8 protein-coding genes are annotated in these 12,582 nt (G+C 62.9%); 1 reads left to right on the top strand and 7 read right to left on the bottom strand.

Annotation, left to right across the window (positions count from 1 at the left end):
* Window positions 1-11 precede the first annotated feature (11 nt).
* The 5 genes from NCR93_RS27445 to NCR93_RS27425 all read right to left on the bottom strand — a co-directional run bounded on the left by NCR93_RS27445 (window position 12) and on the right by NCR93_RS27425 (window position 7,176).
* Entirely contained in the window at window positions 12-1,178 is a 1,167-nt protein-coding gene (locus NCR93_RS27445; protein WP_175980292.1) for a glycosyltransferase family 4 protein, read from the bottom strand.
* A complete protein-coding gene (locus tag NCR93_RS27440) occupies window positions 1,175-2,245 on the bottom strand; it encodes an SDR family oxidoreductase (RefSeq protein ID WP_175980293.1) in 1,071 nt (356 codons plus the stop codon). The genes NCR93_RS27445 and NCR93_RS27440 overlap by 4 nt, the downstream gene beginning before the upstream one ends.
* A complete protein-coding gene (locus tag NCR93_RS27435; protein ID WP_008346171.1) occupies window positions 2,238-3,449 on the bottom strand; it encodes a glycosyltransferase family 4 protein in 1,212 nt (403 codons plus the stop codon). Before NCR93_RS27435 ends, NCR93_RS27440 begins: the two co-directional genes overlap by 8 nt.
* Before the next feature lie 115 nt (window positions 3,450-3,564).
* Window positions 3,565-4,842, bottom strand: coding sequence for a Vi polysaccharide biosynthesis UDP-N-acetylglucosamine C-6 dehydrogenase TviB (gene tviB / locus NCR93_RS27430; protein ID WP_008346170.1), 1,278 nt, complete (start codon window positions 4,840-4,842; stop codon window positions 3,565-3,567).
* Window positions 4,843-4,935: 93 nt separating this feature from the next.
* On the bottom strand, window positions 4,936-7,176 hold the full coding sequence (locus tag NCR93_RS27425) for a polysaccharide biosynthesis tyrosine autokinase (RefSeq protein ID WP_033536895.1): 2,241 nt from the start codon (window positions 7,174-7,176) through the stop codon (window positions 4,936-4,938).
* A 781-nt stretch (window positions 7,177-7,957) separates the two neighbouring features.
* On the opposite strand from NCR93_RS27425, the gene NCR93_RS27420 reads away from it, so the two are divergent.
* Complete coding sequence (locus tag NCR93_RS27420) at window positions 7,958-9,091, top strand: MraY family glycosyltransferase (protein ID WP_033536894.1); 1,134 nt, start codon at window positions 7,958-7,960, stop codon at window positions 9,089-9,091.
* Window positions 9,092-9,301: 210 nt separating this feature from the next.
* Here NCR93_RS27420 and asnB read toward each other — a convergent pair whose 3' ends face one another.
* Window positions 9,302-11,323 carry an asparagine synthase (glutamine-hydrolyzing) gene (gene asnB, locus NCR93_RS27415; protein WP_008346159.1) on the bottom strand — a complete coding sequence of 674 codons (2,022 nt, stop codon included), beginning with the start codon at window positions 11,321-11,323 and terminating at the stop codon, window positions 9,302-9,304.
* Between the two features lie 46 nt (window positions 11,324-11,369).
* Window positions 11,370-12,503: a glycosyltransferase family 4 protein gene (locus NCR93_RS27410; protein ID WP_008346158.1), complete on the bottom strand. Its 1,134-nt coding sequence runs from the start codon at window positions 12,501-12,503 to the stop codon at window positions 11,370-11,372.
* Window positions 12,504-12,582: the final 79 nt, after the last annotated feature.

Here is a 12,582-nt window from a genome sequence, read left to right as displayed (position 1 = left end):
GTCGTGGCTCCTCATCGTCCGGCTGCGGGAACGTGGAGTTCCGCGCGACGCGGCACCTTCACGCCCGACTCTTCGAACACTTCCTGCCACAGTGCGATGGTCTTCGACAACGCGAACGTGTCGTTGACCGACGTCGCGCACAGCGCCATGCGATGACGTTCTGCGTCGTCCTTCATCAGCGATTCGAGCGACTTCGCGAGCGCGCTCGCATCGCCGACCGGGTTCACGAGCAGGCCGTTCATGCCGTGCGTGACGATCACGCGCGGACCCGAATCGCAGTCGTAGCTCACGGCCGCGCAGCCGCTCGCCATCGCTTCGACGAGCGTCATCGAGAAGCCCTCGAAGTGCGAACTCAGCACGTAGAGATCGGCGCGCTCGTACCAGTCCGCGACGTTGCCCGCGCGGCCAGGCAGAAACACGCGGCCGCGCAGCTTCGCCTCTTCGACACGGCGTTCGAGACTCGCACGCGCAAGCCCTTCGCCGACGATCACCAGATCCCATTGCGGCAGCGCGCCGGCAATCTTCCTGAACGCATCGATGAGGCTGTCGAAACCTTTTTCGGGTGAGAGCCGTCCGACCGCGAGCAACAACTTGCGCCCGTCCTTCACGACGCTTTTCGGCTCGATGATCGGATTCGTTCGCGCGATAGGCAGCGTGAACGGCGGCGGAATCACCTTGACGTCTGTCGCGCGGCAATGCGTTTCGATCCAGTCGCGGGTTTCGTCGGTGAGCGCGACGACCTTGTCCGCGAAGCGATACGTCAAGAGCCGCAGACGCTCCCAGAACGGCGTGAGCGGCGCGCGCGGCGGATGCGTGTGCTCGCTCGCGATGATCTTGTACGGCAGCCCGATGCCCGCAAGCACGGCGAGCACGTTGGCCGTCGCCATGACGCCGAGCGCGACAGTAGGCTTCGTCTCGCGCAACACCTTGCGGAACGCGCGCACGCGCTTCGCGTTCGACAGCAGCGTACGCACGAAGCCGCCGCCCTCGACGCCGCCCGCGAGCCCCAGCTCGATGCGCTTCACGCCCGGATGAAACGGATAGACATCGCCTTCACCGGCTGTCAGCGTGACGACGGTCACTTCCCAGCCGAGCGCCGCCCACTCGTTCGCGAGATTGGCAGTGACGCGTTCAGCGCCGCCGCCGTGCATCGAGTAGATGAAAACGACTATTTTCATGCGGGCCTCGTCGCGAGTTCGGCTTCGACCGGCACGCGGCGCTGCGACAGAAAGCGGATGTACCACGGCATCGCGATCGCGAGTCCGTCGGCGAGCGGAATGGCGCTCGCATAGCCGAGCAGTTGCGCGGCCTTATCGACGTTCGCTTGCGAATGACGCACATCGCCCGCGCGGAACGGCGCATACACCGGGCTGCCTTCGTTGATGACGCCGTTATCCGCGAGCACGCGCTTCAAGCCGTCATAGAGCTGATTGAGCGTCGTGCGATCGCCGACCGCGACGTTGTAGACCTGATTGCGCGCTTGCGGCTCGGAGAGCGCAGCGAGGATGTTCATCTGCACCACGTTGTCGATGAAGCAGAAATCGCGGCTCGTTTCGCCGTCACCGTTGATCGTCACCTGTTCGTCGTCGATGAGCGCGGCCGTCCACTTCGGGATCACGGCCGCATACGCGCCGTCCGGATCCTGGCGCTTGCCGAACACGTTGAAGTAACGCAGACCGATGGCGTTCAACCCGTACGTGCGCGCAAAGACCGAAGCGTACAGCTCGTTGGCGTACTTCGTCACCGCATACGGCGAAAGCGGCTGGCCGATGCGATCCTCGACTTTCGGCAGGCCCGGATGGTCGCCATACGTCGAGCTCGACGCGGCGTAAGTGAAGCTCTCGACTTTCGCGTCGCGCGCGGCGACGAGCATGTTCAGAAAGCCGCTGATGTTGACTTCGTGCGTCGTGATCGGATCGTTCACGGAGCGCGGCACCGAGCCGAGCGCCGCTTCGTGCAGAACGTGCGCGACGCCTGTCACCGCGGTGCGGCAATCGTCGATATTGCGGATATCGCCTTCGATGAAGCGAAAGCGCGCCCATTGCGCGGGCGTCACGAGCGAGCGCACTTCATCGAGATTGCGCTGATGCCCGGTCGCGAAGTTGTCGAGCCCGACGACGTCCTGGTCGAGCTTCAGCAGCGCTTCGAGCAGATTCGAGCCGATGAACCCGGCGACGCCGGTAATGAGCCACTTCTGCGGCGTGCGCGTCAGTTGTTGACGGATCGATTCGTAACGATCAGACATGAAAGTCTCCAAATTTGCCGACGGGCGCGGCGTGTTCGCGGCGCTCGTCTTCGATCGCGATCGAGGGAACCAGCTCGCGATACACGGCGAGCGTCTTCTCGATGACGATGCGTTCGTCGAAATTCTTCAGTGCCTTCTCGCGCGCGGCGAGGCCCAGCTTTCTCGCGAGCGCGCGGTCGTCGTCGAGCTGGCGGATCGCATCGGCGAGCGCGCGTGCATCGCGCACCGGCACTTGCAAACCATCCACGCCCGACTCGCTGACCACTTCGCGGCAGCCCGGCGCGTCCGTCGTGATGAGCGGCAGCGCGCAGCCCGCGGCTTCGATCAGCGCTTTCGGCAAGCCTTCTCGATAGCTCGGCAGCACCATCACATCCACTTCCGTGAAGAGCTTCGGCATGTCGCTCACATGACCGAGCCATTCGACGAGCCCTTCCTTCACCCAGCCCTGCACCATCGCCGTGCTCACCGATGCCGGGTTGCCGTCGTCGGGCGAACCCGCGAGCAGGAAGCGCACGGTGCGATTCTCGCGGCGCAGCATGCGCGCCGCCTCCACATATTCTTCGATGCCCTTGTCCCACACGAGCCGCGCCGCCAGCAGAATGCGCAGCGGCTTGGCCGCATCGTCCGGCGACGCCTCGCGCACCTTGAAGCGCGTCAGATCGACGCCCGATCCCTTGATCAGACGAATCGACTGCTTCTCGACGATGCGCGCAGCTTCGAACAGCTTGATGTCGTCCGGATTCTGCAGGACGAGAATGCTGTCGCGGCCGTTCAGCGCCGAGCGCATCACCGTGCGCACGACCGGCTTCAAGATACGCGCTTTCAGATCGCGGCTCGTGAAGACGTAGCCCATCCCCGCGACCGCGTTCACGCGCGCCGGCACGCCTGCGAGCTTGCTCGCGAACGAGCCGTACACCGCGCTCTTGATCGTGAAGCCGTGCACCAGTTGCGGCTTTTCGCGCTGGAAGAAGCGCGCGAGCCAGAGCACGAGCGCCAGTTCGCGCAGCGGATTCAGACTGCGCCGGTTCATCGGCACCGCATGCCAGCGAAAACCCTGATCGCGCAGCTTCGGGCCGTATTCGCCGTCGGGTGACAACAGAATGACTTCGAAACCCGCGTCGCGCAGTTTGCGAGCGAACGAAAGCCGGAAATTAAACAGATACCAATCGGTGTTGGCGTACAGAACTACCTTGGGCATCTTCATTGCGAACTCCGAACGTCCGGTTGACATCGCCGCGGGCAACCCCCGAAATTCCGGGAGCCGAACCGCGGCGATGTTGTGCGACGGCCTGCACCGGTCAATGCCGATGCACCGAACCTCAGAGACGCATGTCGCTCGCCTCGGGCGGCAGAACGTACTTGAGGTCGCACAGCACGTGCTGCGACTTGCCGTAGGCGTGAATGCCTTCCGCGCCTTCATCGGCGAACTGCTTGTGCGCCACCGCGAGCACGACCGCATCGTAGACGCCCTTGGCGGGCTGATCGATCGGATCGATGCCGTACTCGTGATGCGCCTCTTCCTTCGAGACCCACGGGTCGTACACGTCGACCTGGACGCCGTACTCCTTGAGATCGGCGATGATGTCGACCACGCGCGTGTTGCGCAGGTCCGGGCAGTTCTCCTTGAACGTGAGACCCATGATGAGCACGCGCGCGCCCGAAATGGCGATGTCGCGCTTGGTCATCGTCTTCACGAGCTGCGATACGACATAGTTGCCCATGCTGTCGTTCAGGCGGCGCCCGGCGAGGATGATCTCCGGGTGATAGCCGATCGCCTGCGCCTTGTGCGTCAGGTAATACGGATCCACGCCGATGCAGTGGCCGCCGACGAGGCCCGGGCGGAACGGGATGAAGTTCCATTTCGTGCCGGCCGCGAGCAGCACGGATTCGGTGTCGATGTTCATCTTGTTGAAGATGATCGACAGTTCATTGATCAGCGCAATGTTCACGTCGCGCTGCGTGTTCTCGATCACCTTGGCCGCTTCGGCGACGCGGATGCTGCTCGCCTTGTGCGTGCCGGCCGTGATGATGCCGCGATAGAGCTCGTCGACGAAATCGGCCACTTCGGGCGTCGAGCCGGACGTGACCTTCTTGATGTCCGGCAGGCGGTGCGACTTGTCGCCCGGGTTGATGCGCTCGGGGCTGTAGCCGACGAAGAAGTCTTCGTTGAACTTCAGGCCCGACATCTTTTCGAGCACCGGGACGCACTCTTCTTCGGTCGCGCCGGGATAAACCGTCGATTCATAGATGACGACGTCGCCCTTCTTGAGCACGCTGCCGATGGTCGTCGATGCGCCGATCAGCGGCGACAGGTCCGGACGCTTGTAGTGATCGATCGGTGTCGGCACGGTCGCGATGAACACGGTGCAGCTGCGCAGGTCTTCTACATCGGCGCTGTACTGCATGAAGGTCGCGGAAGCCAGCTCGGCATCGTCGACTTCGAGCGTGACATCGCGCCCTTCGCGCAGCGCGTTGATGCGCGCGCGATTGATATCGAAGCCCACGACGGGATGGCGCTTGCCAAATTCGACGGCGAGCGGCAGGCCAACGTAGCCCAATCCGACAATGCCGAGTTTCAACTCTTGCGGCGAGAACATATTCACTTCTCCTCGTTATGCAACTCAGGACGTTTATTTAGTACTGCTGTTCGATTCGGGGCCAGCTGAAGCAAATGCCGGATGAGTCAGTCTCTAGTCTTCCTTGTCGGCCTTGTAGGCAGCGTAGGCGTAGCCGCCGTACTGGCGCGCCTGGGCATAGTTGCCGTAGTGCACCTTGAAGCCGTTGAGCAACACGCCGGTGACGCTTGCGCCCGATTGTTCGAGCCGCTTCACGGACTCCGAGATTTCCCCGGAACGCGTATCCCCATAACGCGCAACCAGGAAGATCGAGCCCGCGACGGGCGCCATGATCGCCGTGTCGGACACCGCCAGAATGGCCGGTGCGTCGAGCAGCACGATGTCGTATTCCGCCGATGCGCGATTCACCGATTCCGTGAATGCGTCCGACAAAAGCAGCTCGGCCGGGTCCGGCGGATAGAAGCCGCACTGGACGAAGTCGAGATTGTTCAGCACCGAGCGATGCACGGTCTCTTCGAGCGTGGCCGAACCGTTCACGACATCCACGAGACCCTTGCCGCGCGGCAGGCCGAAGTACTGGTTCAGGTGGCCACGGCGCAGGTCGCAGTCGACGAGCAGCACGCGCTTGCCGCCGGCGGCGAGCAGCGTCGCCAGGTTCGCGGAGACGAACGACTTGCCGATGCCGGGCAGCGGACCCGCGAGCATCACGACGTTGTTCGGCGCATCCATCAACGCGTACTGCAGGGACGAGCGCATCATGCGCAGGCCTTCCACAGCCGGATCGGTCGGGTAACGCGAGGCGAGCGCGAGCTGTTCCGGCTTCTTCTCGGCGATGCGCTTCGCGAGTTCCTTCTGACGCTCGCTGTCCGGAATCGTCGCGAATACCGAAAGACCCGTCTTCGATTCCAGTTCCTTCGGATCGAGCACGCCCTTGAACAGGAAGTCGCGAGCGAACGCCATCACGATGCCGAGGAACAGACCGATACCAGCCGCGATCACGAGCACCAGCGCCTTGACCGGCTTGACGGGACGCTCGGGCACTTCGGCGTGGTCGAGCAGCTCCACCGTCGGCGTGCGGCCGGCTTTGATGAGGCGCATCGTTTCAATGTTGTTGCGCAATGCCGAATAGACGTCGGTGCTCATGCGCACGTCGCGTTGCAAACGAAGCGCGCCCTGCTCGGCCTGCGGCATCGCCTTGACGCGCGCTGCCAGGTCGTTGATGTACTTCTCGGTCGCCGCGATCTGCTGGTCGATCACCACCACGCTCGGGTGCGAGGGCGAGAAGTGCACGGCCAGGTCGGCGCGACGGCGCTTCAGGTCGAGCAACTGCGCATCCGCTTGCGAAGCCTGCTGCATCACGATGCGGCCTTCTTCGTCCGGATTGAACAGCGTGCGGCTGTTGCGATACGCGTTGTAGTTGTCTTCGGCCGTTTCCATCTGACGCTTGGCGTCGGGAAGCTGCTGCTCGAGATATTCGAGCGACTTCTCGGCGTTGATCCCGCGACGATCGGCGTTCTGCTTCACGTACATGCGCGACAGTTCGTTGATCGTCGCCGCCACGAGCACCGGGTCCTTGCCTTCCAGTGTCGTGCTGATGACGCCCGACTTGTTGCCCTGCTCGGCGATCGCCAGCGAATTCTGCAGACGATCGATAGCGGACACGCGCGAGTTACGCGTCAGATCGAATTCGACGCCCTTCTCGCCGTGGATGAAGCCCACGAGCAGCGAGATGGGACCGGCGTCCGTGTCGAAACGCTGCACGCTGCCGACCTGGCCGCCGACGCCCGTTTCGACGCCCGGGCCGCGCACCTGATACTGGCCGTTGCCGAGATAGCGCAGCGTGTATTCCTTGCCTTCGTATTTCTTCGGCACGTCGAACGCGGACACGTCGATCGATTCGGCGCCCCATGCGTAACCGCCGCGGCCGAAGAGACCGGGAGTCGACGTTTCATCGTTCATGCGGGCGACCATGCCCCCGATGATCGGGAAGCGATGCGGCGCTGCCTGGATGTACAGCTTGAGCGCATCGACGACGGGACCGAGCACGAACTTCGATCCGATGACCTGGATCTCGCCTTCGGCCGTCGCACGCTGATCGAACAGCGTGGCCGCGGTCCGAACCATGTCGCGTGAGTCGGCCGGCTGTCCATTGCTCGAGTCGTCGACTCTGACGAGCATGCCGGCCTGATAAATCGGGGCCGAGAAATACGCGTACACCACCCCGATGCTGAAGACGACCGCCACGGTCGCCGCGATCATCTTCCAGTGACGGCCCAGCGTTTCGAGAATCGACGTTAGCTCGATCTCTTTCTCGCTCTCGGCCATTACGGCTGACGCCTGATTTTTAACTTTCATAGAACGTCTCGTTACAGGCTCTTATGGGACCGGCGCGGCAAGCGCACCGGATGCGGATCGAAACACCTGCGGCGCACCCCTAAGGGCGCAAACATCATTTCCTTATTCTTGAATTCAGGCCTGCATTCAGGGCCGTTAAAATCCCGCCCCGGCATTGCAGTCGTATTGAAACACACGACCCAAAAAAAGAGAAATTCCCACAGACGATTTTTGTTGTTTATCGAACCTTTCAGAGCGACCGAGTGTTCGCTTTCCCGCTTTTAAGAATTTAACGAGTATGCGGGCCATTTGAGCAAATCGAAAAGTAGCATAGGCCGCCTTGTTGTATGCGCGGCACCGCACATATAATCGCTATTAATCGAACTGCTAATTCTATGAAGAAAACCGGTTTAGCCTGGGTTCGATTTGCGGACATTTTTTCGCCCGCCGGGACGGGCTCGTCGGGCCTGTTGTGCCGGCAGCGCCGGCCCGCTGCGCTCTAACGCAGGGAAAAACGTACCGGCCCTCACAAGAATATGCGCGCGAAGGTGGGCTTGCGTACGGACAAGGCGCGAATTTCAAAAGCGCGCATTAAGTCCTTTATATGAAATCCGTGTTTTAACGCGCTATTAATTTCGGGTTTGTATGAATAATCGGGGGAAGCCCCAATAAAATCGCAGTAGGCTCGGTTTCACACATTAAAGCGCCATAAATGCGTGGACAATGGCAGGGGTTGTACCTACCATAGGCTTTCGGGTATTGATATTCGAAAAGAGATGCGCCCTCTTCGTGAGTGAAAAAAATGTTAAACCTTGCGCTTGGCTTCATCAGTTCTTTCTGCATGACGCTACTTATAGTTCGATTCGCGGGACGCTACGGGGCGCTTTCCCTGGATCATGATTTGAACGGGGTTCAAAAGAACCATTCTCATCCGGTTCCGCGGGTCGGCGGCATCGCATTGATGGTCGCGGCCTGCGTGACGTTTCCCATCGCCGCGATCTTCGGCGGCAATCCGCGCGACGAGTCCCTTTTGCTGCTGCTTTGCGCAGCGCCCGCATTCGGAAGCGGCGTGATCGAAGACCTGACCAAGCGCGTGAGCGTGCGGGCGCGGCTCCTGAGCGCGATGCTGGCCGCGCTGCTCGGCGCGTTCATTCTCAACGGCGTCGTCGGCCGTGTGGATCTGCCGCTCGTCGATCCGATCCTCGCCGTCACGCCCATTGCGATCGGACTCACCGTGCTCGCGGTCGCCGGACTCACCAACGCGGTCAATATCATCGACGGTTTCAACGGACTCGCCGCCGTCGTGGCGATTCTGATCTTCGGTTCGATCGGCTATGTCGCGCATGAAGTCGGCGATCTGCTCGTGATGAGCACCGCGCTCACGATGATCGGCGCGATCGGCGGCTTCGCGATCTGGAACTATCCGGCTGCGTCGATTTTTCTCGGTGACGGCGGTGCGTATTTCATCGGCTTCACGATCGCCGAATTGCTCGTGCTGCTGGTCGCGCGGCATCCGAACGTCTGTGCGTGGTATGCAATGGTCGTCGCGATTTATCCGCTTTTCGAAACGCTCTTCTCGATCTACCGCCGCCGGATCGTGCGCGGGCGTCCGGTCGGCGCGCCCGACGGCATCCATCTGCACACGCTCATCTTCAAGCGAGTCGTGCGCAAAGGAACGGACCCGCGTCAGCGTCAGCGCAGAAACGCGCGCACGTCGCCGTATCTGTGGGTGCTGAGCATGATCGGCATCGTGCCCGCGTCGCTCTTCTGGCACAACCCGGTGGTGCTCGCGGTGACGGCGGTCGTGTTCGCGGTGGCGTACGTGTGGCTCTACACGGCGATCGTGCGGTTCAAGACGCCGCGATGGCTCCTCGGCAGTCAGCGGCGCAGCGTCGTTGCCAGCGCGGTTGCCGAGCAGACGACACATCACAAGTGATCCTGAGCAGTTCGTCCAGACGTAATCACGAAAGGCCCCGGTCGAATCGACCGGGGCCTTTTAGTTTTAGCGATGCAGTCAAGCGGTAAAGCAGCGATGCACTGAGCCTGAGCAGTGAGGCGCGTGCAATCGACGCATAAAAAAAGGCCTTGATCGCTTCCGATCAAGGCCTTCGTCATTCGAACCGCGTCGAGCGCGGCGCATTCGATATCAGCTTGCGACGCTCGCGAGATCCGCCGTGTGCGACGCGAAGAGCGGGATCGACGATGCCTGCTGGTGCTCGAGCCACTGCTGGAACATCAGCACGTTCCACAACTGACGATGCCAGTTCTGCTCGCCCGACAGATGCTGCTGCCATTTCGCGCGCACCGTGGCGGCGTCGAAGAAGCCCTCGCGACGCAGCCGCGACGCATCGAGCAAGGCCTCCGCCCAGTCGCGCAGCTCGCCGCGCAGCCAGTGCGTGATCGGCACGCCGAAGCCCTGCTTGGGCCGCTCGATCATCGCGCGCGGCACATGGCGATAGAGCACCTGGCGCAGCGCCCATTTGGTCTGTCCGTCGCGCACTTTCATCGATTGCGGCAGACGCCACGCGAACTCCACGACGCGATGATCGAGGAACGGCACGCGCGTTTCGAGCGACACGCCCATCGCGGCGCGATCGACTTTCGTGAGAATGTCGTCGGGTAGATAGGTAATCATGTCGAGCGCCATCATGCGCTGCACGTCGTCGAGGCCGGTGAAGGCCGGCGCATTGCCGGTCATCAGCGTGGGCGGCTGGTATCCGCCGATCACGAGCGCGGCGGGGTCGTTCCATTGCGACATGAGATGCAGATACACCTCGTCGCGCGACTGGCACGACAGCAGTTCCGCGCCCTTGTGCAGCTTGTCGCCGACCTTCACGCCGCGCAGCGACGACGGCAGAATCGGCTCCATCAGGCCCGCCATGCTGTTCCAGCGCTTCGGCGAGATTCCGGCTATACCCGATGCCGCCAGCTTGCGCAACGGCGCCGGCATCATCGTCATCTTGTCCCACATGCCCGGCGCGGTCTTGTAACGCTGATAGCCGCAGAAAAGCTCGTCGCCGGCATCGCCGGACAGCGAGACCGTGACGTGCTGCCGCGCGAGTTGCGAGACGAGGAACGTCGGCACCTGCGACGAATCAGCGAACGGTTCGTCGTATAGCTCCGGCAGACGCGGAATCACATCGAGCGCCTGGCGCGCCGTCACGTACATCTCGGTGTGCTCCGTGCCGAGATGCCTGGAGACGGCCTTCGCGAGCTTGGCTTCGTCGAAATCGCTTTCGTTGAAGCCGATGGTGAAGGTCTTCACCGGACGCGACGACTGCTTCTGCATCAGCGCGACGATCGTGGACGAATCCACGCCGCCCGACAGAAACGCGCCGAGGGGCACGTCGGAAAGCATCTGCTGACGGATCGCGTCCGTGAGCAGATGCTCGAGTTCATCGACGGCGTCTTCGGCGCTGCCCGCGAAACCGCGTGCGGATCCGTTGACCGCCGCATCGACGCCCGACCAGTACGACCACACGCGCGGCTCGCGCCGTTCGAGCGAGACGGTGAGCATCTTGCCCGGTTCGAGCTTGCGGATGCCCTCGAAAATGGAATACGGCGACGGCACGCAGCCGTGGCGGATTTGCAGCGTCAACGCGCCGCGATCGACGTTGTTCTCGAACGCGGGATGCTCGCGCAGCCCTTTGAGCTCGGAGCCGAACAGGAACGCGGCTTCCTCGCCCTGCCCTTGCCAGCCGTAGTAGAGCGGCTTTTCGCCGAGCCGGTCGCGCGCGAGCGTGAGCTGGCATTCCTGCCGGTCCCACACCGCGAACGCGAACATGCCGACCGCGCGCTCTATCGTCGCCTGGATGCCCCACGCATCGAAGCCCGCGACGAGCGTCTCGGTGTCGGAGCTGCCGCGCCACGCGGGCGCGCGTTGCGTGTCTTCGAGCTCGTCGCGCAGGTCGAGATGGTTGTAGATCTCGCCATTGAACGCGATGACATATCGCCCGCTGCCCGACGCCATCGGCTGATGTCCCGCCGACGACAGATCGATGATCGCCAGCCGCCGATGACCGAGCGCGATGCCGCGCAAATCATCGGTCCAGTCGCCCGCGTCGTCGGGGCCGCGATAGGCGATGGCGAGCGCCATCTTCCGCACCGTTGTCTTCGAGTCGCCCGCGCCGAAGCCGCGTCCACCCAGAAAGCCGACGATACCGCACATATTGGTTCTCCTTACGATCCGGCCATAGGCCGCGCTTATGCGATGCTCATTTCTCTTCGACGAGCCGCAGGTAGATATCTTCGAAACGCTCGCGCGCGCGCATCATCGTGAATTCGGCGTGGATGCGCGCTTTCGCCATCTGACCCAGACGAAGGCGCTCGTCGGGTTTCATGTCGACGATGCGATCGAGTCCCGCCGCGAGCGCGTCGCTGTTTTCCTTCTCGACGACCACGCCCGTATTCGCGACGAGCATGGCCGCGTCGCCCACGTCGGTGACGACGCACGGAAGCGCCATCGCCATCGCTTCGCCGACGACATTCGGAAATCCTTCGGTGCGCGACGACAGGCAGAACACATCCATCGCCGACAGGCACGCGGGCACGTCGCGCCGCTCGCCGAGCAGCACGAAGCGCGATGCGAATCCCGTCTGCGCGATCCAGTCCGCGAGCTCGCGATTGTTCGCGTCGAGATCGCGGCCGACGAGCATGAAGCGCACATCGGGATGGCGCGCGGCCAACATGCCCGCCGCGCGCACGAAATTCTGGTGATCCTTCACCGGATGAAAGCGTCCGAGCACGCCGACGACGACGTCGCGCTCGCCGAATCCGCATTGCTCGCGGATCGCGCTGCGTTGCTCCGGCGTGGCGCACAGGCGCGCGACGTCGAAGCCGTTCGGCACGACCATCATGCGGCTCGCGTCGTAGCCGACCGACACATGCGCGCGGCGCGACGCCTCGGCCGCGCAGACGATCGTCTGCGGCACGTAGTACGACAGCCACGCGCAGATCTTGCGCAGCAGCACGGTCACGCGCGAGCCGCCCGATCGGACATCGGTGGTGCGCACGCCCCAGACGATGCGCTTGTGCGCCGCGATCCGTCCGGCGAGCCCGCCGAGAAAGTCGGCGTGATACATCCACGTCTGAATGATGTCGGGGCGTTCTTCGCGGATCAGTTTCACGAGGCGCATCAACGCGCGCGGAAAGCCGAGCGGGGATTTCATGCCGAGGCTATGAACGTCGATGCCGCGCGCGGCGAGTTCTTCGCCGATCTTGCCGGTGGTCGTCAGCGAGCAGACGACGTGACGAAATCGCGGATCTTCGATGTGCGACTCGATGAGGCGCTGAAGCATACGTTCAGCGCCGTCCGCATTGAGCGCAACGATGACATGGAGAAGCTTCATGGTCCCGGCTGCCGTTTTTCTACGATGGGCCCGTCTCCAGGCAACCGACGCGCGCGTCGCTGGCGGCAATGCTTGTACT

The sequence above is a fragment of the Caballeronia sp. ATUFL_F1_KS39 genome (assembly GCF_023630985.1).
Taxonomy (GTDB): domain Bacteria; phylum Pseudomonadota; class Gammaproteobacteria; order Burkholderiales; family Burkholderiaceae; genus Caballeronia; species Caballeronia zhejiangensis.
Note: the sequence above shows the minus strand (reverse complement) of the source record. Positions and strands in the feature narration are given on the sequence as shown.